At 62.3% G+C, this 22,193-nt stretch carries 20 protein-coding genes and 1 pseudogene; 6 read left to right on the top strand and 15 right to left on the bottom strand.

Translation table 11 applies throughout. The features are described from left to right. Window positions 1-95: 95 nt before the first annotated feature. Entirely contained in the window at window positions 96-572 is a 477-nt protein-coding gene (locus AC0L3L_RS09080) for an SRPBCC family protein (protein ID WP_473637300.1), read from the bottom strand. Then, a complete protein-coding gene (locus AC0L3L_RS09075) occupies window positions 556-885 on the bottom strand; it encodes an ArsR/SmtB family transcription factor (protein WP_473637299.1) in 330 nt (109 codons plus the stop codon). The genes AC0L3L_RS09080 and AC0L3L_RS09075 overlap by 17 nt, the downstream gene beginning before the upstream one ends. Window positions 886-1,191: 306 nt before the next feature. Here AC0L3L_RS09075 and AC0L3L_RS09070 point away from each other — a divergent pair. Next, a pseudogene (locus tag AC0L3L_RS09070) lies at window positions 1,192-2,245 on the top strand (D-alanine--D-alanine ligase family protein). On the opposite strand, the gene AC0L3L_RS09065 reads toward AC0L3L_RS09070, so the two are convergent. Both AC0L3L_RS09065 and AC0L3L_RS09060 read right to left on the bottom strand, forming a co-directional pair. Beyond that, window positions 2,237-2,605 carry a hypothetical protein gene (locus AC0L3L_RS09065; protein WP_473488519.1) on the bottom strand — a complete coding sequence of 123 codons (369 nt, stop codon included), beginning with the start codon at window positions 2,603-2,605 and terminating at the stop codon, window positions 2,237-2,239. The pseudogene AC0L3L_RS09070 and the gene AC0L3L_RS09065 overlap by 9 nt on opposite strands. A gap of 119 nt (window positions 2,606-2,724) precedes the next feature. Continuing rightward, complete coding sequence (locus tag AC0L3L_RS09060) at window positions 2,725-3,657, bottom strand: NAD(P)-dependent oxidoreductase (protein ID WP_473637298.1); 933 nt, start codon at window positions 3,655-3,657, stop codon at window positions 2,725-2,727. Window positions 3,658-3,788: 131 nt separating this feature from the next. Between AC0L3L_RS09060 and AC0L3L_RS09055 the strand changes: the two genes are divergently transcribed. Beyond that, the gene (locus tag AC0L3L_RS09055; RefSeq protein WP_473488521.1) at window positions 3,789-4,112 is read left to right on the top strand and encodes a winged helix-turn-helix transcriptional regulator; all 324 of its coding nucleotides are present in this window, start codon (window positions 3,789-3,791) and stop codon (window positions 4,110-4,112) included. Window positions 4,113-4,145: 33 nt separating this feature from the next. On the opposite strand, the gene AC0L3L_RS09050 is transcribed toward AC0L3L_RS09055, so the two are convergent. Beyond that, window positions 4,146-5,078, bottom strand: coding sequence for a polysaccharide deacetylase family protein (locus AC0L3L_RS09050; RefSeq protein WP_473637297.1), 933 nt, complete (start codon window positions 5,076-5,078; stop codon window positions 4,146-4,148). A gap of 248 nt (window positions 5,079-5,326) precedes the next feature. Continuing rightward, complete coding sequence (locus AC0L3L_RS09045; protein ID WP_473637296.1) at window positions 5,327-6,466, bottom strand: LacI family DNA-binding transcriptional regulator; 1,140 nt, start codon at window positions 6,464-6,466, stop codon at window positions 5,327-5,329. Window positions 6,467-7,080: 614 nt separating this feature from the next. Here AC0L3L_RS09045 and AC0L3L_RS09040 point away from each other — a divergent pair. The 3 genes from AC0L3L_RS09040 (at window position 7,081) to AC0L3L_RS09030 (ending at window position 10,840) form a co-directional block, all read left to right on the top strand. After that, window positions 7,081-8,043 (top strand): sugar-binding protein, encoded by a 963-nt coding sequence (locus AC0L3L_RS09040; RefSeq protein ID WP_473637295.1) that lies wholly within the window; start codon window positions 7,081-7,083, stop codon window positions 8,041-8,043. 232 nt (window positions 8,044-8,275) lie between these two features. Next, entirely contained in the window at window positions 8,276-9,820 is a 1,545-nt protein-coding gene (locus AC0L3L_RS09035; RefSeq protein WP_473637294.1) for a sugar ABC transporter ATP-binding protein, read from the top strand. A gap of 24 nt (window positions 9,821-9,844) precedes the next feature. Beyond that, window positions 9,845-10,840 (top strand): ABC transporter permease, encoded by a 996-nt coding sequence (locus AC0L3L_RS09030; protein WP_095494041.1) that lies wholly within the window; start codon window positions 9,845-9,847, stop codon window positions 10,838-10,840. A gap of 99 nt (window positions 10,841-10,939) precedes the next feature. Here the strand turns inward: AC0L3L_RS09030 and phnN are convergent, their stop codons facing one another. The 9 genes from phnN to AC0L3L_RS08985 form a co-directional block, all read right to left on the bottom strand. After that, entirely contained in the window at window positions 10,940-11,560 is a 621-nt protein-coding gene (gene phnN / locus AC0L3L_RS09025; protein ID WP_473637293.1) for a phosphonate metabolism protein/1,5-bisphosphokinase (PRPP-forming) PhnN, read from the bottom strand. Then, window positions 11,557-12,696 (bottom strand): alpha-D-ribose 1-methylphosphonate 5-triphosphate diphosphatase, encoded by a 1,140-nt coding sequence (locus AC0L3L_RS09020; protein ID WP_473637292.1) that lies wholly within the window; start codon window positions 12,694-12,696, stop codon window positions 11,557-11,559. Before AC0L3L_RS09020 ends, phnN begins: the two co-directional genes overlap by 4 nt. A 92-nt stretch (window positions 12,697-12,788) precedes the next feature. Next, window positions 12,789-13,496, bottom strand: coding sequence for a DUF1045 domain-containing protein (locus tag AC0L3L_RS09015; RefSeq protein ID WP_473637291.1), 708 nt, complete (start codon window positions 13,494-13,496; stop codon window positions 12,789-12,791). A 154-nt stretch (window positions 13,497-13,650) separates the two neighbouring features. Next, window positions 13,651-14,463 carry a 5-deoxy-glucuronate isomerase gene (iolB, locus tag AC0L3L_RS09010; RefSeq protein ID WP_473637290.1) on the bottom strand — a complete coding sequence of 271 codons (813 nt, stop codon included), beginning with the start codon at window positions 14,461-14,463 and terminating at the stop codon, window positions 13,651-13,653. Between the two features lie 308 nt (window positions 14,464-14,771). Further along, entirely contained in the window at window positions 14,772-14,984 is a 213-nt protein-coding gene (locus AC0L3L_RS09005; protein ID WP_123146207.1) for a DUF3329 domain-containing protein, read from the bottom strand. Window positions 14,985-15,028: 44 nt separating this feature from the next. Continuing rightward, complete coding sequence (iolE, locus tag AC0L3L_RS09000; RefSeq protein ID WP_473637289.1) at window positions 15,029-15,946, bottom strand: myo-inosose-2 dehydratase; 918 nt, start codon at window positions 15,944-15,946, stop codon at window positions 15,029-15,031. 45 nt (window positions 15,947-15,991) lie between these two features. Then, window positions 15,992-17,833, bottom strand: coding sequence for a 3D-(3,5/4)-trihydroxycyclohexane-1,2-dione acylhydrolase (decyclizing) (iolD, locus tag AC0L3L_RS08995; RefSeq protein WP_473637288.1), 1,842 nt, complete (start codon window positions 17,831-17,833; stop codon window positions 15,992-15,994). A gap of 35 nt (window positions 17,834-17,868) precedes the next feature. After that, window positions 17,869-19,803, bottom strand: coding sequence for a bifunctional 5-dehydro-2-deoxygluconokinase/5-dehydro-2-deoxyphosphogluconate aldolase (locus AC0L3L_RS08990; protein WP_473637287.1), 1,935 nt, complete (start codon window positions 19,801-19,803; stop codon window positions 17,869-17,871). Window positions 19,804-20,019: 216 nt separating this feature from the next. Continuing rightward, a complete protein-coding gene (locus AC0L3L_RS08985) occupies window positions 20,020-20,865 on the bottom strand; it encodes a MurR/RpiR family transcriptional regulator (protein WP_473637286.1) in 846 nt (281 codons plus the stop codon). A gap of 155 nt (window positions 20,866-21,020) precedes the next feature. On the opposite strand from AC0L3L_RS08985, the gene AC0L3L_RS08980 reads away from it, so the two are divergent. After that, window positions 21,021-22,130, top strand: coding sequence for a Gfo/Idh/MocA family protein (locus AC0L3L_RS08980; protein ID WP_473637285.1), 1,110 nt, complete (start codon window positions 21,021-21,023; stop codon window positions 22,128-22,130). Window positions 22,131-22,193 lie beyond the last annotated feature (63 nt).

Genomic DNA, 22,193 nt, shown 5'->3' with positions numbered 1-22,193 from the left:
GCCGCATTTCTAGTCTTTGGCTATAGCACATGCATTGCGAATTGAAGCGCACCTTTCACGTACTCAAAGGTAAGTCAGTTGGCCGATCGATTGGCCTACCGCTTCTCGATCAACCGGACATAACCTTGCAGGATACCGCTCCAGCCACGATCGGATTCGAAGATCTCACGCACCGCTTCACTGGCCGCGCCCATGTTCTCAAGCTGACGATGCTCGAGCTCGACGCGAGTCGCGTTTTCGCCGGCCTCGGAGAACTTGACCTCGACTTCGGTCAGCAGCGACGGATCGTATTGCCAGTCGGCGCGAATCCGCCATGCCAGGACGATGCGGTTTGGCGGTTCCCACGCCAGCACTTCGCCCCAGTCGCATTCCGTCCCATCCTCGCCGGTCTCAAACCAGCGGCCGCCTGCCTTTGGCTCGATAGTCGCGCTCCTGAGTGCGGACTTGCCTATCGAGTGGGACGCCGGCCACCAACGTCCGAACCCGCTCGTGAAGACTTCAAACGCCGTGGCAACCGACACGTCCACGGTAACCGACTTGCGCACAGGCGCTGGTTTAATGATCGCCGTCATTATTTCGCTCCTTGGCTTTGTTGATCTCGTTTCGGAAGGCGTCGAGCGCGTTCCCCCACATCTGGTCGAGCCAGGCACGCATCTCGCCGAGACCATGAGGGTCGACATGGTAGACATTGCTGGCGCCGCGAGGCTCGGCGCGGACCAGCCGCGCCTCCCTCAGCACCTTCAGGTGATGAGAAATCGCGGGCTGAGACACCGGCAGGATTCGAGCGAGGTTCGCCACCGAACGCGGCCCTTCGGCCACAAGCTCGAATACCTTTCTGCGCGTTGGGTCGGCCAGCGCGACCATACCTGCATAATCATAAACCATTGCTTATGATAAACACAGATTTATGATTAAGGCAACCCCAGCTGTTTGCGAAGCAGAACAGGGCAGCGTATTCTCTCCCTATTCGAGCCTCATGCTGTGTTCGCTTCAATGAGGAGCACAGGGGAGGAGACCGAACCAGAGCGCCCCTTCTCAGACAACGGGTTGAATGCATCCTCTGAACTCGCATACGAGTATACGAGTCGGCCATCTACATAGCTTTTGGAACTCGTCGGCAAACGATCGGGCTGCGCACCGAGTTTCGGGCCCCTGCCGCCGCATTCCTGCCAGACCATTTTGGAGACGCTCATGGCCGACACCTCGAAAAGACTGCGTATTGCCGTGCTCTTTGGCGGACGCTCCGCCGAGCACGACGTTTCGGTGCTGTCGGCAACCAATGTCATGCGTGCGCTGGAACCTGCGAAATATGATGCCGTTCCCGTCTTCGTCACCCGCGAAGGACAATGGCTGCTGAGCAGCTTCGAGGATGGCACGCTGGCGAAACCTTCGAGCGGTACCGAAGTCTGCCTCGAGCCGGGTGGACAGGGACGGATGATGGCGATCCCGATCCATGGCGCGCCGCACGAACTGCCTGACATCGACATCCTGTTTCCCGCCCTGCATGGCCTCCATGGCGAGGACGGCTCCGTCCAAGGACTCGCGGAAGTGGCGCGCGTGCCGCTCGCCGGTTGCGGCATTCTCGGTTCGGCCGCCGCCCTCGACAAGGACATTGCCAAGCGGCTGCTGAATGAGGCGGGCTTACCTATCGCGCGCTCCGTCACAATCCACCATGGCGCCGCACCGGCCTTTGCGGAACTGCAGAGCGCGCTTGGGCTTCCGCTTTTCATCAAACCGGCCCGGCAGGGCTCCTCTGTCGGCGTCAGCAAGGTTTCGGCCGAAAAAGACTACCAGGCAGCGCTGACAGAAGGTTTTGATCACGACAGCAAGCTGCTGGCCGAAGAATTCATTCGAGGCCGCGAGATCGAGTGCAGCGTGCTGGAGGATACGGAAGGCGGCCTCTTCGTTTCCCGTCCAGGCGAGATCTGCCGGCACAGAGCCACGGTTTCTACAGCTACGACGCCAAATATATCGGCGAGCACGGCGCGGCGCTGAAAGTCCCGGCCGAACTGCCGCAGGAGATTGAGGGCAAGATCCGCGAGATGGCGGCAAAGGCCTTCCGTGCGGTCGGTTGCGACGGCATGGCCCGCGTTGATTTCTTCGTGACCCCCGACATGCGCGTCCTCATCAACGAGCTCAACACCATCCCCGGGTTCACCGACATCAGCATGTATTCCAAGGCGATTCCGAGATCATCGATCGGCTGGTGGCGCACGGGCTGGCACGCGCTGGTCGATCAGCTTGACCGTGCCAACGGCCCAAAAAAGCCGATGATACGCGTTATTCGCTTCTGGCCAGAGTCGAGGAAGGCTATGTCCAAACCCTCAGGGAAGGACGATCCATCAGGCACCACAAACTTCCACGCAAAGCGTGCGATCCCATGATGAACATCCACGTCACTTGTCCGTAGGATGCGGGCACCGGGATGCTTGGCCAGAACTCTTGCGATGTGCGCGAGCAGTTCTTCCGCGCCAGTCGCATGGACTGTAGGATCCGTGTATGTCGCGCCATCGCTCCAGATCGGTAACAGCAACGCCCGCCGCTGCTCGGCGTTCTGATCGGACCAAGCAGCACAATACGAATCGATGAGAAGCGTCAAAGGCATTCTATTCCCCTAATGTAGGCCACTGGTCTGACTCGGCCGACGCTCGGACAACAAAGCCCGAACCCGTCGGCCGACGGCAAAGCGTGGTCCGCCTCAATAAGGCCGGAGACCAAATCCGCTCAGCCAGCCAGAAGGGATCCCTCGCGCGGTCCGGATCGGAGAGATCTCTTATCCGGACTTTCCAGAAATTGCGATAACGCCGCGAAATCATCATGTAGGTGGCCAGCTGCAATCGCCCGTTGGAAGATTGCGTCGTAACTGTCGACCACGGAGCGGTCGATCTTGCGCGCCTCCATCAGCTCCAGGAGATGCTGGAATGCGCCGTAATGCGGGGAGATCGACGAGAGCGTCTCGTCGTCGCTGGCAAACCGGCCAGCATTCGTCCGGTTGATGAGGTCGGCGACAAGCCCGTCAACAACAGGCGCTGTTGCGGTCCACTGCCGTCCCAACTCGCCCAGGTCGATCTCTTCGGCCTGACACACGGCGATCGCATGCAGCGTGCCGAACAGCGCGCCCCACATGAGAGCAAGCAGCGCGCTATCAATTGCGTTCGCACGTCCCGGCTCTTCCCCGATATGCTGTACATTGCCGCCCAAGGCACGAAACATCTCCTCGTTCGCGTCGAAAGCCTGCCTTGGCCCCGAGATCAGTATCGTCCCGGCATCAGCGCCGATGAAATCCGGCGTGGCCATGATCGCGCCATCGAGATAGCTGGCTCCGTGCGCAGCAAACCATTCAGCGGCTTCGCGTGCGCCATGCGGCGTTCCCGAAGTGAGTTCCACGACCAGCTTGCCGCGAATGGCTGAAGCAACGGCATCGTCGTGCAGAACTGCAGCGGTTGCCTGGTAGTCGCTTACGTTCACAATGATAATTTCAGCCGCATTGACAGCTTCCAGGACGGACCCCGCGACAGTGGCGCCGAGCGCAGCCAGCGGTTCGGCCTTCTGTTTCGTCCTGTTCCAGACCGTCGTCCGATATCCCGACCGGAGCAGGGCGCGGGCGAGCGCCGATCCCATACGACCCGTCCCCACAACGCTGATTGAAAGCTTCATTGCAACACTCCATACCAATAGATGCCAATAGGCGCGCGGCCATGGTTTTGCCGTCAAGGGCATGTCGGAGTGAATGGCGCGCACAATACGCACCTGGAGGTAAGTGGTTACCCAAAGGTAAGGAGAGCATCATGAATAAGCCGACGGGCAATTGCGGCTTCGCAATCGCGATCAAGGCGATCGAAGGGAAGTGGAAAGTGGATATTCTTTGCGAGCTTGGAACGGCATCTCGCAGGTTCGGCCGGTTGAGGCAGTCGATTCCGGCGATCAGTGAAAAGATGCTAACGCAGCAATTACGCGAACTGGAGGCTGACGGGCTTGTGAACCGAGAAGTCTATCCGGGATCGCCGACTAAGGTCGTCTATTCGTTGACGGAAAGCGGAGCGGCGCTCAATGCTGGAGCAGAGGCGTTATGCCGTTGGGGTGAGCAATTCCCTTCCCGCACCGATGCTTGAGGATGCCGTTCACCATGCGAGTTGGACGTTGGCTCATGGTGCTTCGCCCTCGGCCGGAAACAGGGACAGCCAATACCGGGCGATATCGTTGCGGCGCATGAAGACGGCCTCCGGTCTGGACAGCACCGTCTCGATTATGCCTTCCAATGCCGCGGCCCGGTTGGGCTGGCCGGTCCACCGCGCATGGACGGCTATCGTCATCATGCGCCCACCTTCTTCCCTGGCTTCCCTGATCAGGAAGTCCAGATAGGCTTCGATGTTGTCGACGAAGTCCTTGGGCGTCACATAGCCGGGGCTTACCAGATAGCGGCTGTCGTTCAAGGTCTTGGAATAGGGAATGATCAGAAGGCGCGCGTTCTGTGCCGGCACGAAATAGGGCAGGTCGTCATTGCACGGATCCGAATCATACAGGAAGCCGCCTTCCTCGATCAGGATGTCGCGCGTGTTGACGCTGGGAAAGGAACGGCTGTTCCAGCCGATCGGCCGCTCGCCGAGCAGTTCGATGAACAGCGCGACGGCGCGCTGCAGATGGCCGCGCTCCTCGTCACGGCTCAGGGTCCATTGTTCGGTCCAGCGCAGGCCATGGCCGAGCAGATCGTGACCCGATTGGCGCAGCCATGCCGTCACCTCCGGGTTGCGCCGCAGCGCCTCGGCACAGCTCGAAATCGTGGCGTGGACACCGTGTCGCTCGAGCAGTCTGGCGATGCGCCAGATGCCGACGCGGCTGCCATACTCGAAATGCGTTTCGGTGCCGAGATCGCGGATGCCGGCCGGCGCCGACAACGGATATTCGCCCCAGCCATCGCTATGGTCGTCGCCCTCAAACAGCGAATATTCCGACCCTTCCTCGTAGCAGACCACGAGATTGACTGCGATCAGACGTCCATCCGGCCAGATGATCTGCGGCGGCCGCCGGCCGTAACCGACGAAATCGCGCGGCGGGCCGTGGCGATGCTGGAGCTTCATGGCAGTACAACTCCTGGCGGGTTGCCGATCCGGGTCAGCGAGGAAATCGGGCTCGAAGGCCGGCGCGGAACGGCGAACCAGATCAAATTTACCCTTGGATCCAGGATTTCGCCACAACCAGACTGCAGCAAACCGTATGTCAATCCGCAGAACTCGGGATACAAGAATCCCGATCCTTTGCGGGGGCGCTTGTCCGGCTTGGAGCGGGCATCAGTACGGCTTATGCATTGATGGAAGTCTGGAGGTGCTCAGCGGGCTGTCAGTCCGTGTGTGCGCCCAGGCGCCACAGCACTGACCGATTCCCGCTCGACCAGCGGGCATTCAAGCTTGGTAATGGGGTAGCGGCCGCGGCCGGGCGGTGCAGGGACTTCCAATTGCTCGATCGCCCATTGCCCCATCGCCATATGCGGCAGGATCGACGTCGTCAAAGGCGGGAACAGATGCCGGGCGATTTCCTCGTCGTCATAGCCGATCACCGAAATATCCCCAGGGATGTGCAGGCCGGCTTCTTTCAGCGCTTCGTAGCAGCCGATCGCGGTGCGGTCGTTCTGGCAGAAGATGGCGGTTGGGCGGTCCTTGAGCGCCAGAAGCTTGACGGTCGCGGCGTAGCCGGCGCTCGCCGACCAGTCGCCCTCGACCACCAGCTCCGCATCGAACGGGATGTCGGCCGTCGCCAGCGCCCGGCGGTAGCCCTTCAACCGATCCTGCGCCGCCTGCATCCACGGCTCGCCGGTGATGGTGGCGATGCGGCGGTGGCCATGGCTGATCAGGTGGCGGGTGGAGCTCTGCCCGCCGGCGATTTCGCTCGGCACCACGGCGGGGAAGGCGTAGTCGGCGGTATAGCAATTGAGCAGGATGACCGGGATATCGAGGTCGTAGAGATAGTCGGGCGCGGCGATCTCGCGCGTGAAGATGGTCATGTAGATCAGCGCCGAAATGCCTCGCTTGGTCAGTGCCGCAATCGCGCGCGGCTCCATGACGGAATCACCCAAAGTCTGAGCGACCAGCACGACGTTCCCGGCATTCCACGAGGCTTGGCGCGCCCCTTCTATGGCGACGACCGCTTCGGGACTGGTCGCCAGTTGATCGACCGCGAAGCCGATCACCCCGTCCAGCCCCTCGAACGAGGCGATAGGGCTGCGAAGAGCAGAGAAGGCTGGTGGCGCATAGCCGAGACCCCGCGCGGACTCGATCACCCGTTCGCGGGTCTGCTGCGAGAGCCTTATGCCCGGCGTGTTGTTGAGGACGAACGAAACCGTTGCCTGCGAGCAGCCGGCGGCCCTGGCGATATCGGTCATGGTGACGCGACTCTTGGGATTCTTAGCCGATGGCTTTCGGCGCCGGGAGGCTTCAAGGGCAGGATCGCGCAGATCCGTCGGTTCGCTCATGGCATTGTGTTCCAAATTCCCGGCTTGGCTAACCAGAGGTCGTCCCGGACGTCATTAAAGACGGTAGGGCACCCGACGACGCTTCGCGTTTATAAAACAGGCACTCGATTAATCATTATTACCATCCTGGCAGCCGAATGGCTAGCAGCGCGGAGAGAGCGATACGCGGTTTCTGGAAGATCGATTTCTGGGAATGTGATCCGATTTCAGGGCCGTTAGATGGCTTCGGAAGCCTCCCTTTCTCACCACACGGCAGGCAGACCATTCGCCAGCGGCACCAGGTTTCCAACCAGAGACTAATACTATTTACTAATAGGCGTGAGCGTTCTATTGTCAATTCGTCATGCCCGGCTCGGGACTGAACGGGCCATGACGGGAAGCAGGCGCGTGGCGCGGCATCCGCGGTTCTTGGGCCGGCAAAGCAACGCCACGCAATTACGGAAATGTCAGACAAATCCGACTATACGAACAGCCAATGAGTCTCTAAAGTCCAAAATCGCGGCTGGAATGGCGCCGTTCTTTCGCTGCCAGCCCCCCCCTTGAGGAGGAGGCGTCCAGCCGCATTCGACAAGTTCAGATCAGCGAAAATGACTGAATCAAATGGGAGGTTGAACATGAAATCTGCGATACGAAATGCGTCCGTCGCTGCCGCGGCCTTGGCTCTCGGCCTGTCCATCACGGCGATGGCCCGTGCCCAGGATAAACCGACGCTGGCCTTCGTCGTCAACGGCGCTTCCGATTTCTGGAAGGCGGCCGAAGCCGGCGTCAAGAAGGCCCAGGCCGAACTGCCCGACTACAATCTCGAGCTCAAATATCCGGAGCAGTCATCGGTCGCCATCCAGCAGCGGCTGATGGACGATCTGGTGACGGCCGGCGTCAAGGCGATCATGGTTTCGGCCGTCGATCCCAAGACGTCTACCGACGGGCTCAACAAGATCGCCTCGGAGACGGCACTGTTCACCACCGACAGCGACGCGCCGCAGACCAAGCGGGTCGCCTATATCGGCTCGTCCAACATCGATGCCGGCAAGCAGGCGGCCGAGATCGCCAAGAAGGCGATGCCCGACGGCGGCAAATGCCTCGGCTTCGTCGGCCTGCTCGGCGCCGATAATGCCAAGGAGCGCATCGAAGGCATGAAGGAAGGGCTCGCCGGCACCAAGATCGAGCTCATCGACGTTCGTGGCGACGACATCGACCAGGCCCGCGCCAAGAAGAACGTCGAGGACGCGCTGGTCGCCAGCCCCGACGTCACCTGCATGGTTGGCTTCTATTCCTACAACACGCCGCGTATCTATGAAGCGCTGCGCGACGCCGGCAAGCTCGGTCAGATCACGGTCGTCGGCTTCGACGACGATCCGATCACGCTGGGCGGCGTCAAGGAAGGCACCGTTGCCGCCACGGTGGTCCAGCAGCCCTTCGAGTGGGCCTATCAAGGCATGAAGCTGATGGCCGCCTATCTCAAGGGCGACAAGTCGGGTGTTCCCGCCGACGGATTGATCATCGTGCCGACCAAGATCATCGGCAAGGACGATGTCGACGCCTATGCCGCCAATCTGAAGGCGATGTCCGGCAACTGAGCGTCGTCGGCGCTTCCTCTCATCCGCCTGCCGGCGCCTTCTCCCCGTGAAGAACCGGGAGAAGGGCAGTGGTTGCAACGCTGGCGATCCTTCTCCGCGTCCTTGACGGGGAGAGCGTAAGGGTGAGGGGCAGCGCGACGCTGGCGTGACTGGCTCCGCTTGTTATTGACGGGCTTGATCAGGCTCGTCAATCTGCGGGGAGGCCGACCCCGCCAACTGCTGTCAGGCGTGAATGAATTATTCCGACGCATCCATCGGCGCATCCACGACCGCCCCGTTCCTCAGTCTCGAGGGCGTGCGCAAGACCTATCCCGGCGTGGTCGCGCTGGACGGGTTTTCGATGGAGGTCAGGCCCGGCGAGGTCATCGGCCTCGTCGGCGAAAACGGCGCCGGCAAGTCGACGCTGATGAAGATCCTCGGCGGCGTGACCACCCCCGACACCGGCACGATCACCGTCGACGGCATCGCCCATGACGGGCTGACCGTCGAAGCCAGCATCGGTTCCGGCATCGCCTTCGTTCATCAGGAACTCAACCTGTTCGAGAACCTCGACGTTGCCGCCAACATCTATTTCGGCCGCGAGCCTTTGCGCGCCGGTCCGCTTAGGCTTGTCGACCGCGCCAGGCTGCGCGCGCTGTCGGCGCCGCTGCTCAAACGCGTGGGCGCCAATTTTTCGGCCGACACGCCGGTATCGACGCTATCGCTTGCCCAGCAGCAGATGGTCGAAATCGCCAAGGCGCTGTCGATCGAGGCAAGGTTGGTGATCCTCGACGAGCCGACGTCGAGCCTGCCACTTGCCGAAACCGACAAGCTGCTCGATGTCATCAAGGCGCTGAAGGCGGAGGGCATCAGCGTCATCTTCATCTCGCACCGTCTTCACGAGGTCGAGCGGGTCGCCGATCGCGTCGTTGTGCTGAGGGACGGTATGCTTGCCGGCACGCTGGCGAAGAACGCCATCAATCACGACCAGATGGTCAAACTGATGATCGGCCGCATGCTGAAGGAGAGGGAGAAGGCGGCAGAATCGGCGCGCCCGCCCGGCACCGTCGCCCTGTCGGCCAAAGCCATTCGCACCAGCGCCTATCCCGACCGACCGGTCGATCTCGGCGTCAGGCATGGCGAAATTCTTGGCTTGGCTGGTCTTGTCGGCTCCGGCCGGACCGAACTGGCGCGCGTGCTTTTCGGCATCGAGAAGAGCCTTGGCGGTGCGCTCCAGCTTGATGGAAAAGAACTGGTTCTTGGTTCGGCCGCCGACGCTGTGGCCAACGGGATTTTCCTCGTCCCCGAGGATCGCAAGCTGACCGGTATCCTGCTCGATCTGTCGATTGCCCAGAATATTTCGCTCCCCAACCTGCCGGCGCATGCCCGGCGAGCCCTGGTCTCTGCCCGCGCCGAAGCCGTCACCGCCGAAAAGCAGAAAAGCAATCTCGGGATCAAGGCGCCCTCGGTGGCGACGCGCACCGGCACGCTGTCCGGCGGCAACCAGCAAAAGGTGGTGCTTGCCAAATGGCTGGCCATGAGCCCCAGGGTGATGATCCTCGACGAGCCAACGCGCGGCATCGACATCGGCGCCAAGGCCGAGATCTACGGGCTGATGCGGGCGCTGGCCGATGCCGGCGTCGCCGTGCTGATGATCTCGAGCGACATGGAGGAGGTGATCGGCGTCTCCGATCGCATCGCCGTCATGCATGAGGGCCAGATCTCAGGCATTCTCGACAAGGAACAGTTCAGCCAGGAAAACGTGCTGCTGCTGGCCGTCGGCAAGCAGCCGAAATAATTCGCGGGCATTGGGGAGAAGACGATGAGCAAGAAAGATCTCGGCCTGCTGATCCTGATCCTCGTGGTGGGAGCGGTGGTGGCGATCATCAATCCGCGCTTCCTGCTGCCGATCAACCTCGCCAACACCTCGAACCTGATTGGGCTGTTCGGCATACTGGCGATCGGCCAGGCTTTCGTCATCATCACCGGCGGCATCGAATTGTCGGTCGGCTCGGTGGTCGCGCTGCTCGGCGTCCTGTTCGTCGATTTCATCGCCACGCGAGGCATGGCATGGCCGGTCGCGCTGCCGCTGATCCTCGTGCTCGGCGGCATCATTGGGCTGGCACATGGCTGGCTGATCACGCGGCTCAAATTGCAGCCTTTCGTGGTGACGCTGTGTGGCCTCTTGATCTATCGCGGTGTCGCGCGGTTCTACACTGCCGACGGCACGGCGGGCTTTGCCTTCGGACAGAACTTTCCGGAACTCGAGTTCCTGACCGCCGGGCGATCCTATGGCGTGCCGAACAGCTTCATCGCGCTGATCGTCATCGCCATCGTGATGTGGGTGGTGCTGCACCGTTCGGTGTTCGGCCGCTACCTCTACGCCATCGGCAAGAACGAGGAGGCGGCGAAATATTCCGGCATCCGCACCGGCCGCGTCGTCATGGCCGCCTATGTCATCTGCGGCGTGCTGACGGCGCTGTCGGCGATCTATTTCGCGATGTACACGCGCTCGATCTCGCCGGCCAGCCACGGCCAGTTCTACGAACTCTACGCCATTGCCGCAGCCGTGCTCGGCGGCTTCTCGCTGCGCGGCGGCGAGGGCTCGCTGATCGGCGTCATCCTCGGAACGGTCCTGCTGCAGGAACTCCAAAACCTCGTCAACCTGCTCGGCATCCCCTCCTCGCTCAATTTCGCGGTGATGGGCGGGGTAATCCTCATCGGCGTATTGGTCGACCAGCAATGGGGCGTGTACCGGGAGCGGCGGCTGATGCTGGAGGCAACCCGCAAGGGCACGGCTGGTGCGGCAGCGGAGTAGTGCTTCGCGAACCTTGAGTCGGCAGGACAGAGGGGGCGCGAAGGATCGCTACAGATTAGATTAGATTAGTTTCTGCCCCGCTGCATTCTTCGATCGATGTCAGGGTCGGTCCGAAAACGCCATCGCCTTGCGCAGCACGTCGGCAAAGCGCTCGCCGGCCGCTTCGCGCGGGCCGCTATTGTCGATCGAGGTGACGCCTGGTCCGGCCAACGCCACATTGGCGCTACGCGCCAGCCGCGCCAGCACTTCGCCGCGCGACTCGCGGCCGCGCATCGCCAGCCGCTCTGCCAGGATTTGCGGCGATGCGGTGATCTCGACTACAGCCAGATTGGCATAACGATCACGCAGCGCCGGGATGATGGCGCGCGAGACATTGGCGATGGCGACGCGGCCGTTGGCGACCGACCGGTCGACTTCAGCCGGGATGCCGTAGCGCAAGCCATGCGCCTCCCAGGAGATGGCGAAGGCGCCATCCGCTTCCGCCTCGACGAAGGCCGCATCGGCAAGCGTGTCGTGATCCTCGCTTGCCGTGTCGCTCGGCCGGGTGATGACCCGGCGGACGAACTCCAGCCGCGTCCCTTCGGCAAATAGCGACCGGGCATAGCCGATCACCGTGTCCTTGCCGGCGCCGCTCGGGCCGACGACGGCGACGAAGACCCCGTCGCGGATCGGAAACGCCGCGGCCGACAATTCACGCTCGATCGACGCCGGCGCCATCATGCGACCCGGCGTCCCTGCCGCCAGACGGTGCGGACAACCGGGACATGGTCGTCGAGACGGACGCGAACCACATCGGCGCGCCGGCCCTGTTCGATGACGCCGCGGTCGGCGAGGCCGACTGCCTCGGCCGGGTTCTTCGAGACCATGGCGACCGCTTGAGGCAGGGAAATGCCGTCGACTACGTCGCCGAGGAAAAACGCCGACTGGATCAGGCTGAAGGGAATGTAATCGGACGACAATATGTCGAGCAGGCGTTCGCCGGCGAGCGTGCGGGCCGAAACATTGCCCGAATGCGAGGCGCCGCGCATGACGTTCGGGGCGCCCATCAGCACCCCGAGCCCTGCCGCCTTCGAAGCTTTTGCGGCCTCTTTGGTGGTCGGGAATTCGGCGACGCGGACGCCTTGTTCGATCGCCTCGTCGACATGGCCGGTCGTGGCGTCGTCATGGCTGGCCAGCACGATGCCGCGCTGATGGCAGGCAGCAGCGATGAAGGCGCGGTTCGGCCCAGAATTCGTCGCCGACTCCGCCATCCGCTTCTCACAGAATTGCTGGAATTCGCGATCCGTCAGCTTCAGCTTGCGCTGGTAGTAATAGGCATAGGTTTCCAAATCGACGAACTGGCGCTGTCCCGGCGCATGGTCCATCAGCGACGCCAGCTTGATCCTGTCATCGCCGTCAAAATGCGCGAAGGCTGCGAGGCAATCCGGCGCCGAAACCTCGCAGCGCAGATGGATGAAATGGTCGGCCCGCAGCCGGTCCTGCTGGATGCTGTCCTCGATCGCATCGGCCAGCTTGCGCATGTCGGCCGAATTCATGTCGGCGTCGTCGTCCATGCCGACGCGCAAGGCATCGAGCACGGTGGTGATGCCGGCGGTCGCCACTTGCGCGTCGTGAGCGAGCACCGCGGCGATCGGGTTCCAGCGCACTTTCGGTCGCGGCGCGTAATGGCCTTCGAGGTGGTCGGTGTGAAGCTCGACCAGCCCGGGAATGATGAAATCGCCGCCCATGTCCTCGCCGCTCCGGCCGGCACCGGCATCGATCCCGGCAATCAAGCCGTCGCGCAGCACGATCGACCCTTCGACGATCTCGTCGGCAAGCACAACGCGGGCATTGTTGAGAACGGTCTCGGCGGTCATTTCAGGCAGTCCTTGGAGCATTTTGCAGCCAATTGGAATCACCGATTGGGTGAATTGGCCTCGCACAAATGCGGTTAAAACAAATAGCCATTTCAGGCAGTTTTTCTGGCCGGGCGGCGCCCGAGCGCGTGATGGGAAAGCACCATGAACGGGGCGCCAGGTTCGGTTTCGACAAACAGGGTCAGTGCGTCCACTGGCATCGGCCGTTGCAGGACCTGCGCAAACAGGCTGTCGATTGCTGCGCGAAGACGAGGGCTTTCGTGTGACGAGACACGGCCGGACAGCGTCATATGGAACCGGAAGGTCGCGAAGACATAGGGGTAGCCCCATTGGCAGAGATTGCGGAATTCATCCGGCTTCAGCGAGTCAGGGCTGCGCCGTTCGATCTCAGCCTCGCTCAGCGGCGCGCGAAAACGGTCGAAGTCGCGCACAACGTCGTCGGCGAAGCGGTTGAGCGCCGGCAGCGGTCCTTCCGGCACCAGCGCGAAGAAGCCGTCGATCTGGCTGACGACCAGCCGTGGGATCGTCACCACCGGCGTCGTCTCGGCGAAATCGTCCAGCGCCGCGCGAAGCGCGCCTTCCGTTTCGTTCGAAGCCAGCCGGAAGGGCGCCTTCAGTGTCGCATGAAAGCCGTAGCGGCGTGCCGAAGCGGTGTGGAAGGCGACTTCCGCCGCCGACAGTTCGCCCACGGCCTCGACCGGCCGCGTGGCGGCGCCGAACGGGTCGCGGCCGAGCCAATTGGCGGCGATTCGCGCCAGCGGTTCGTCCTGCCGGGGGGTGAAATAGATAGCGTAGCGCATCGAAAGTCCTCGTCAACTCCCGCTGCCATAGGCGATTTGCATGACGAAATGACGAAGCTGATGATCGCTCCTGATAACAAAGTTGTTCAGGCGGGTCATTAGCCGACGATTTTTTCGCCTTGGGCCAGATTGCCGACCCGGACGGGCAGCGCGATCAGGCCTTCATCAGCCATTCGTGCTCGGGCGCGTTGTGGAATTTCCACGTCCGCTTCGGCCCGGCCATGACATTGAGATAGTAGAGGTCATAGCCATGGCAGGCGGCGCAAGGATGATAGCCCTTGGGCACCAGCACGACATCGCCGTCCTCGATCGCCATCGCCTCATCGAGCGAACGAGCGCCATTCCAGTCGGCATCGGTGTAGACGCGCTGGAAGGCAAAGCCCTGCGGCGGATTGAGGCGGTGGTAATAGGTCTCCTCAAGATAGGATTCGGCCGGCAGATTGTCCTGGTCATGCTTGTGCGGCGGATAGCTCGATGTGTGGCCGCCGGGCGTAATGACCTCGACCACCAGCAATGAATCGGCCGGCTTGCCTTCCGGCAGGATGTTGGTGACATAGCGCGTGTTGGTGCCCTTGCCGCGAACCTCCTGCCCGAGATCCTTCGGCGCAATGACGCGGACCGGCAGGCCACCGCCAAGCCCTGGCGCCGAGCAGACGGCGAGTTCGAGATCGGTGTCGGCGGTCACCGACCAATCAGAGCCTTGCGGCACATAGACCGACCACGGCTTGCCTTCGAAGGGCGACATGCGTTCGCCGAGCAGGCCGAGATCCTTGCCGCCGGCCCTGGCCTTGCCCTTGCCGGTGACGAACACCAGGCAGACCTCGCGATCCGCTGTTTGCCCAGAGGCTGTTTCGCCTGGCCGCAGCCGATGCAGATCGAAACCGACATAGGTCCAGCCGGCGTTTTGCGGCGTCACATGGGCGACGCGGCCATGACCCTTATCTGCTTTGACGAGCAGTTTCGACATTGAGGTCTCCTATCCTCGACACTCGAATTCCAACTTCGTCATCCTAGGGCGAAGCAGGAGCGAAGCTCCGTCGCGAAGACCCTAGGATCCATGCCGTAACCTTGGCCGAAGGGCACAGCGGGGCAGAATTCTGCACCGTCATAATACTTCGAAGTCATGGCATGGATCCTAGGGTCTGCGCCGCGTCGCTGCGCTCCTTGCTCCGCCCTAGGATGACGAAGCGAGGGGTGTTCCGGCCAATCGCCGACGCATGCGATCTGTCAGTCACGCGGTATCCGATCCAAAAACTTCTGCGCCATGGATTCCGATCATTCCTTCGGCTCGGCCGGATCCTTGCCGCTGTCGGCCGGCTTGTAGAGATAGAAGAACTGCCACACGGCATAGCCGGCGAAGCCGAGCGCGATCGTGCCCCAGAACGGTGCGCCGGTGGCAAACTCGACCACCGCCCAGCCCAGGCAGACCGCGACGATGGCAACACGCCGCCACAGAGGCCGGAAGAACGGATGCTCAGAGTCCTTCATCAGATCAGCCCTCGCATCGGATCAGCCCGTCGGGAACACTGCATTCAAGCATTGGGGAAACCCTGTGTTTCAACCGTGTAGCCTGCGGCCGTCATCACCCGCATCAACTCCTTGTAGCCGACTTGCGCCATTTTGAGCGGCGGATTCTTTCTTGGGTCCTGCTCGGCCTCGACGACGAACCAGCCTTCATAACCATAGTTCGCCAGCCTTTCCACAATGGCGCCAAAATCCAGCGAGCCATCTCCCGGCACCGTGAAGGCGCCAAGTGCCACGGCATCGAGGAAGGATTGCTTCTGGCGGTCGAGTTTCTCGATCACCTCCATGCGCACGTCCTTCACGTGGACATGGTTGATGCGCCGGTGATGATTGTCGATGGCGCGCAGCACGTCGCCGCCGGCAAAAGCCAGGTGGCCCGCATCGAGCAGCAAGGGAATGCCTTCACCCGAATAGCGCATGAATGCATCGAGTTCCGGCTCGGTCTCGACCACCGCCGCCATATGATGGTGATAGGAGAGCGGCATGCCTTGCTCGGCGCACCATTCGCCGAACTGCGTGAGACGCTGCGCATAGGCCTTCATCTCGTCGTCCGAAAGCCTAGGCTTGGTGGCGAGCGGCTTCGAGCGGTCACCCTGGATGGAGCGGCCGACCTCGCCATAGACGATGCAAGGCGCGTTCACCGCCTTGAATAGATCGATCATCGGCTGGATGCGATCCTTATTCCCGGCCATGTCTTCGTCGACCAGCGTGCCGGAAAACCAGCCGCCGCAAAGCGTGACGTCGGCCTCTTTCAGGATCGGCAGCATGATTTTCGGATCATTGGGAAAACGGCGACCCATTTCCATGCCGGTGAAGCCCGCCGAGCGCGACTGCGCCAGGCATTCCTCCAGCGACACGTCATCGCTGAGTTCCGCAAGATCGTCGTTCCACCATGCAATGGGGGACATGCCCAGTTTGGCTCTCAAGTCGTCACTCCAGTTCAGGCCTTAGGATCAGCTTCACAGACGGGCTCAAGGCCGCCCGCTCAGCGCTTCCTCGTATTTCTTGCGCGCCGCGTTCACTTGCGGCCGCACCGAGACTTCCGGCACGGCAACATCCCACCAGCTTCCACCGGCTTCGGTCGAAACCAGCGGATCGGTGTCGATGACCAGCACGGTTGTCCTTGTATTTTTCTTCGCTTGCATCAGCGCCGTTTCCAGCCCGGCGATCGACGAAACTTTTTCAGCGATCGCGCCCAGGCTTGATGCATGCGCGGCGAAGTCGATATCGGGCAGAACCTCGTGGCGGGCATCCTTCAGCAGATTGTTGAAGTTGGCGCCGCCGGTCGCCATCTGCAGCCGATTGATGCAGCCATAGCCTCTGTTGTCGAGCAGCACGATGGTCAGCTTGAGGCCGAGCATCACAGACGTTGCGATCTCGGAATTGAGCATCAGATAAGAGCCGTCGCCGATCATGACGACGACCTCCTCGTCGGGTTTGGCCATCTTGACGCCGAGCCCGCCAGCGATCTCGTAGCCCATGGTCGAGAAGCCATATTCGGCGTGGTAGGAGCCGGGCATCCCCGCCTGCCAGAGCTTGTGCAATTCGCCGGGCAGGCCGCCGGCGGCATGAAGCAATATCACGTCGGACCCCATGGCGCGCTGCACGGCGCCGATCACTTGCGCGTCGGACGGGTAGGCGGCATTGGTCGAGGCCGTCACCTTGTCGGCATCGGCCTGCCAGTCCTTCTTGCCCCTGACCGCATTGTCGGTCCAGGCAGTCGGCGCCTTCCAGCCTTTCAGAGCCGCACCGAGTTCGGCGAGCCCTTCCGCCGCATCAGTGACCAGCGGCAACGCCTGGTGCTTTCCCGCATCGAGAGGCTGAACGTTCAGCCCGATGATGGTTTTGCCGGAATTCTTGAACAGCGCCCACGAGCCGGTGGTAAAATCCTGCAACCTGGTGCCGACGGCAAGCACGACGTCGGCTTCTTCAGCCAGCCGGTTGGCAGCCGAAGTGCCGGTGACGCCGACCGCCGCCATGTTGAGCGGATGATCGTCCGGCAGCGAGGATTTGCCGCCCTGCGTCTCACAGACCGGGATACCGCCGTCTTGCACCAGCTTCGCCAATTCACCCGATGCCTGCGAATAAAGCACGCCGCCGCCGGCAATTACCAACGGCTTTTTCGCGCCCTTCAGCGCCGCCACCGCGGCCGCCAATTCTTGGCGGTCCGGACGCGGCCGGCGCTGGATCCAGACCCGTTCGGCAAAGAAGCTCTCGGGGTAATCATAGGCCTCGGCCTGCACGTCCTGGCAGAGCGCCAGCGTCACCGGTCCGCATTCAGCGGGATCGGTCAGCACCTGCATGGCACGACCGAGCGCCGGGATGATCTGCTCCGGCCGGGTGATGCGGTCGAAATAGCGCGACACCGGGCGAAAGCAGTCATTGACCGTCGCCGTACCGTCGGAAAAATCCTCTGCCTGCTGCAGGACGGGGTCGGGGATACGATTGGAGAAGACGTCGCCGGGGAGAAACAGGACGGGCAACCTGTTTACATGCGCAAGTGCCGCCGCCGTCACCATGTTGAGCGCGCCGGGGCCGATCGAACTCGTCGCCGCCATGAACCGGCGACGGAAATTGGCCTTGGCGTAGGCGATCGCCGCATGCGCCATCGCCTGTTCGTTGTGAGCGCGAAAGGTCGGCAATTCGTCACGCACCTGATAGAGCGCCTCGCCGACGCCGGCGACATTGCCATGGCCGAAGATCGCCCAGACGCCGCCGAAGATCGGCATTTTTTTGCCGTCGATCTCGGTCATCTGGCGAGCAAGAAAGCGGGTCAGCGCCTGCGCCATCGTCAGGCGGATTATCTTGGTCATGTTGTTTTCCTCCGCAGTCCTTATGTCGCGCCTTCTTATGCTGCTTTGCGGTCGCGCGCGGCAAGCCATGCCTCGGTCAGCCTCTCGAAGCGCGACGCCATGTCGGCCACCGCCTCGTCGTCCGAGATCTTGCCGGCAAGCCATTGTTCGGCCGCGTTGATGAAGATGGTGCGGCCGACGGCGAAGCCCTTGACGATGGGCGCCTTGGCGGTCGCGGCAAAGGCCGCTTCCAGCTCGTCATGTGGCGCTTCCAGGCCGAGCAGCACAATCCCGCGGCACCACGGATCGTTCTTCAGGATCACCGCTTCGATCTTTGCCCAAGCCCCGGCTGAAGCCTGCGGTTCAAGCTTCCACCAGTCGGGCTTGATATCAAGCGCATAGAGTTCTTCCAGCGCCCGTGGGATCGTCGTGTCGTCGAGCTTGCCGTGCTTGCCGGCGATGATTTCGATGAGAAGTTCTCTCCCCACTTTCCGCGCGGCCTCGAACAGGCTTTTGAGCTTTTGCTGCTGCTCGGTCTTCAGCGCCTCCGGGTCGTCGGGGTGGTAGAAGCACAGGCACTTGATGCAATGGTCGACCGGCCACTCGATCAATTGCGAGCCGATATCCTGCGAGAATTCGAAACGAAGCGGCCGAGATCCGGGCAATTCGACTGGCCGGCCAAGCCAGGCGAAGGAATGGCGAGCGAATTCGAACATCGCCTCGCGGCCGTATTTTTCGTCGAGCAGCATGCCGTAACCGGCACGGCCGGCGGCGACCTTTGCCGCCGCCTTGACCGTCAGCACCTTGAAATCATGGATACGCGACGGATCGGCACCGGCTTTCGCGGCGACATCGTCAAGCTGGATACGGTGATCGCAGGCCAGCGCCATCAGCGAGGGAATATCGCGCCGGCGCGTCGTCGCCCAATGGATATGGTTGATCGCCTCGTCCTTGCGCAAGGCCAGATGCTTGCTGCCGTTCTTCAGGAAGAACTGCAGTTCCTCGAAGGTCGGGTATTCCGGCGCGCAGAGCAGCCGCGACACGGCGAAGGCGCCGCAGGCATTGGCCCAGGTCGCCGCCGTCTCCAGGCTTTCCTCGCCGAGCCAGCCGCGCAGGAAGCCTGACATGAAGGCATCGCCGGCACCGAGCACATTGTAGACCTCGATCGGAAAGCCCTTGCCGACGATGCCGTCTTCGAGATCATCGCTGATCGGCCCATCATAGACGATGCAGCCCATGGCGCCGCGCTTCAAGACGATCGTGGCCTTGGACAGCGAGCGGATGGTCTTCAACGCGCTCAGGCAATCATCCGCACCGGAGGCGATCATGATCTCTTCTTCGGTGCCGACGATCAGGTCGCAGTCGGGCAGCACTGTCTTCAGCTGGGCGGAGACCCGGTCGGATTTCACGTAGCGCTCGAAGCCTTCGGCATGGCCGGCGAGACCCCAGAGATTAGGGCGGTAGTCGATGTCGAACACCACCTTGCCGCCCTTGGCCTTGATAGTGCGGATCGCCTTGCGCTGCGCGGCATCGCTGTTGGGCCGCGAAAAATGCGTACCGGTGACGACGATCGCACGTGCCGAAGCGATGAAGGCTTCGTCGATATCGTCTTCCGAAAGCGCCATGTCGGCGCAGTCGGAGCGGTAGAAGATCATCGGCGAGACGCCTTCGTCCTCGACCGACAGCAGCACCAGCGCGGTCAGCCGGTCCGGGTCGGTCCTGAGGCCGGCCACGGAAACGCCCTCGCGGGTCAGCTGCTCGCGGATGAAGCGGCCCATCTGCTCGTTGCCGACGCGGGTGAGCAGCGCCGAGCGCAGGCCGAGCCTCGCCGTGCCGACCGAAATGTTGGCCGGACAGCCGCCGACCGACTTGGCAAAGGAGGTGATGTCCTCCAGGCGCGAGCCGATCTGCTGGCCATAGAGATCGACGGAGGCGCGACCGATGGTGATAACGTCGAGCGGCGCATGTTTCGCGTCCACGGCTTCGCCCATTCGAACCTCCCATCAGCCTTGTTGTCTTGGGGTACACGCGCGAGCGGCAGCGTGGCGCCGGCAATATGAAATAATAATTCCAATCCATAGTCAATATGGAACGCGCATTCCTTTACTGAAAAGTGCTAGACCATGATCCCGAACCGAAGGTCAGCGAAGCAAAAAAGTGGCGCCCGGTTTTCGGAAAAGATCATGGTCAAACAAGAGAAAAGTTGTCTAGGCCTTGCGCTTCCTGCCGGCATCGCGCCGCTTTTCGCCAACTGCAACGGTCAGCGCCATGGCCAGCGCCATCGTCGCCGACAGCGAGCGGAAGCCGGCGAAATCGGCCTCCGCGACCTCGAACCAGACCTTGGCGAACTGGGCGAGCGGCGAGAACGAGCTGTCGGTGATCGCCACGATCGGCACGCCTTGCTCCGAGATGACGCGCGCCTCCTCGATGGCCGCCGGGGCATAGGGCGAGAAGCTGATGGCGATGACGGCATCCCGGGGCGAGGCAAAGCCGATCATCTCGGCGTTGAGGCCGGCGGCCGATTCGATCAGCTGGTTGCGGATCTTGAGCTTGCCCAGCGCATAGGCGATGTAGGAGGCGACCGGATAGGAGCGACGCTTGGCCAGCACATAGATGGTCTCCGCTTTGGCCAGCAAGGCGATCGCATCTTCGAAATGGTCTTCGTTCAACCTGCCTGAAATATCGTTGAGCGAGGTGCTGGCCGCGGCGACAAAGCCGTCGAAGATCGCCCGGTGACCGGCGCCTTCCTCGGCCTTGGCGCGCAATGCCGCCAGCCTTTCGTCATAAGACGAATTGCGCTCACGCAGGCGCTCGCGAAACACCAGCTGCAGGCTGGTGAAGCCGTCGAAGCCGAGCTGCTGGGCGAAGCGGATCAAGGTCGAAGGCTGGACGCCCGCGGAGGCAGCGATGCTGGCGGCGGTGCCGAAGGCAATATCGTCAGGATTGTCGAGCGCATAGGCGGCGATCTGCGCGATGCGCTTGGGCAGGCTATGGCGCCGTTCCAGGATCGTCGAACGCAGCGTTTCGAAATCGCGGGGCACCCGTTCGTCCATCGTCGCTCCGCCTAAGCCATCAATCGATGCCGTGTGTGCCCCATCATAGCGAGCCTGTGCAAGAAGGCCATAAAAAATGAGGCATGCGTTCCATTTCTGGATAAAATGGACTAATTCATCCACACAAAATCGTCCTGGCAGCGGAGACAAGGGAAATGGTCGGAGTCGGTCTTATCGGCACAGGCTTCATGGGCAAGTGTCACGCCATCGCCTGGAACACGGTCGGCACCGTCTTTCCCGACGTGGCCAAGCCAAGGCTGGTCCATCTCGGCGAGGTCACAGAGGACCTTGCCAAACGCCGTGCCACCGAATTCGGCTTCGCCAAGGGCTCCGGCGATTGGCGCGCTGTCGTCGATGATCCGGATGTCGATATCGTCTCGCTGACCACGCCCAACCAGTTCCACCCGGAGATGGCCATCGCCATCCTCGAAGCCGGCAAGCATTTGTGGTGCGAAAAGCCGATGGCGCCGAGCTTTGCCGAGGCGCAAGCCATGGCGGCGGCGGCCCAAAAGTCCGGCAAGGTGGCGGCGCTCGGCTACAACTACATCCAGAACCCGGCCATCCGCCATATCGGTGCGCTGCTCGACGAGAAGATCATCGGCGAGGTCAACCATCTGCGCATCGAGATGGACGAGGATTTCATGGCCGACCCGGAGGCGCAGTTCTTCTGGAAGCACGAGGCGGCGTCCGGTTACGGTGCGCTCGACGATTTCGCCGTGCATCCGCTGTCGCTGGTCGCCGTGCTGTTCGGCCGCGTCGCCCGCGTCATGTGCGACATGGCAAAACCCTATGCCGATCGCCGCGTCGCGTCGGGCGGGCGCCGGGCGGTTGAGACCTACGACATCGCCAGCGTGCTGATGCATCTCGAAAACGGCATTGCCGGCACGCTGCTGGTCAACCGTTCGGCCTGGGGCCGCAAGGGCCGGATCGCCATCCAGATCTTCGGCTCGAAGGGCTCGATCCTGTACGATCAGGAGCGGATGAACGAGTTCCAGCTCTATCTCACCGCTGACCGGCCGACCGAGCAAGGCTATCGCACCATCCTGGTGGCGCCGCATCACAAGCCCTACGACGCCTTCCTGCCGGCACCCGGCCACGGGCTTGGCTTCAACGATCTCAAGATCATCGAATGCCGGGAGCTTTTGACGCGGCTGGCCGGCAAGCCGGCGCGGATCATCGATTTCGACGGGGGCCTCGAAATCGAGCGCACCGTGCATGCCATGGCGAGCTCATTCGAGGAACTGCGCTGGGTTGATGTGAGGTAGCGCCGGCGTTGGCTCACCTTCTCCCCCTGTGGGAGAAGGTGGCCGAACGAAGCTCGGTCGGAT

Source organism: Mesorhizobium sp. WSM4849 (assembly GCF_055811385.1).
This window is presented reverse-complemented; position numbering and strand designations above follow the sequence as displayed.

What these genes read in the sequence shown, in the direction of transcription:
- AC0L3L_RS09080 (WP_473637300.1), bottom strand. Translation starts at nt 572, where the DNA reads ATGACGGCGATCATTAAACCAGCGCCTGTGCGCAAGTCGGTTACCGTG.
- AC0L3L_RS09075 (WP_473637299.1), bottom strand. Translation starts at nt 885, where the DNA reads ATGGTTTATGATTATGCAGGTATGGTCGCGCTGGCCGACCCAACGCGC.
- AC0L3L_RS09065 (WP_473488519.1), bottom strand. Translation starts at nt 2,605, where the DNA reads ATGCCTTTGACGCTTCTCATCGATTCGTATTGTGCTGCTTGGTCCGAT.
- AC0L3L_RS09060 (WP_473637298.1), bottom strand. Translation starts at nt 3,657, where the DNA reads ATGAAGCTTTCAATCAGCGTTGTGGGGACGGGTCGTATGGGATCGGCG.
- AC0L3L_RS09055 (WP_473488521.1), top strand. Translation starts at nt 3,789, where the DNA reads ATGAATAAGCCGACGGGCAATTGCGGCTTCGCAATCGCGATCAAGGCG.
- AC0L3L_RS09050 (WP_473637297.1), bottom strand. Translation starts at nt 5,078, where the DNA reads ATGAAGCTCCAGCATCGCCACGGCCCGCCGCGCGATTTCGTCGGTTAC.
- AC0L3L_RS09045 (WP_473637296.1), bottom strand. Translation starts at nt 6,466, where the DNA reads ATGAGCGAACCGACGGATCTGCGCGATCCTGCCCTTGAAGCCTCCCGG.
- AC0L3L_RS09040 (WP_473637295.1), top strand. Translation starts at nt 7,081, where the DNA reads ATGAAATCTGCGATACGAAATGCGTCCGTCGCTGCCGCGGCCTTGGCT.
- AC0L3L_RS09035 (WP_473637294.1), top strand. Translation starts at nt 8,276, where the DNA reads ATGAATTATTCCGACGCATCCATCGGCGCATCCACGACCGCCCCGTTC.
- AC0L3L_RS09030 (WP_095494041.1), top strand. Translation starts at nt 9,845, where the DNA reads ATGAGCAAGAAAGATCTCGGCCTGCTGATCCTGATCCTCGTGGTGGGA.
- phnN (WP_473637293.1), bottom strand. Translation starts at nt 11,560, where the DNA reads ATGATGGCGCCGGCGTCGATCGAGCGTGAATTGTCGGCCGCGGCGTTT.
- AC0L3L_RS09020 (WP_473637292.1), bottom strand. Translation starts at nt 12,696, where the DNA reads ATGACCGCCGAGACCGTTCTCAACAATGCCCGCGTTGTGCTTGCCGAC.
- AC0L3L_RS09015 (WP_473637291.1), bottom strand. Translation starts at nt 13,496, where the DNA reads ATGCGCTACGCTATCTATTTCACCCCCCGGCAGGACGAACCGCTGGCG.
- iolB (WP_473637290.1), bottom strand. Translation starts at nt 14,463, where the DNA reads ATGTCGAAACTGCTCGTCAAAGCAGATAAGGGTCATGGCCGCGTCGCC.
- AC0L3L_RS09005 (WP_123146207.1), bottom strand. Translation starts at nt 14,984, where the DNA reads ATGAAGGACTCTGAGCATCCGTTCTTCCGGCCTCTGTGGCGGCGTGTT.
- iolD (WP_473637288.1), bottom strand. Translation starts at nt 17,833, where the DNA reads ATGACCAAGATAATCCGCCTGACGATGGCGCAGGCGCTGACCCGCTTT.
- AC0L3L_RS08990 (WP_473637287.1), bottom strand. Translation starts at nt 19,803, where the DNA reads ATGGGCGAAGCCGTGGACGCGAAACATGCGCCGCTCGACGTTATCACC.
- AC0L3L_RS08985 (WP_473637286.1), bottom strand. Translation starts at nt 20,865, where the DNA reads ATGGACGAACGGGTGCCCCGCGATTTCGAAACGCTGCGTTCGACGATC.
- AC0L3L_RS08980 (WP_473637285.1), top strand. Translation starts at nt 21,021, where the DNA reads ATGGTCGGAGTCGGTCTTATCGGCACAGGCTTCATGGGCAAGTGTCAC.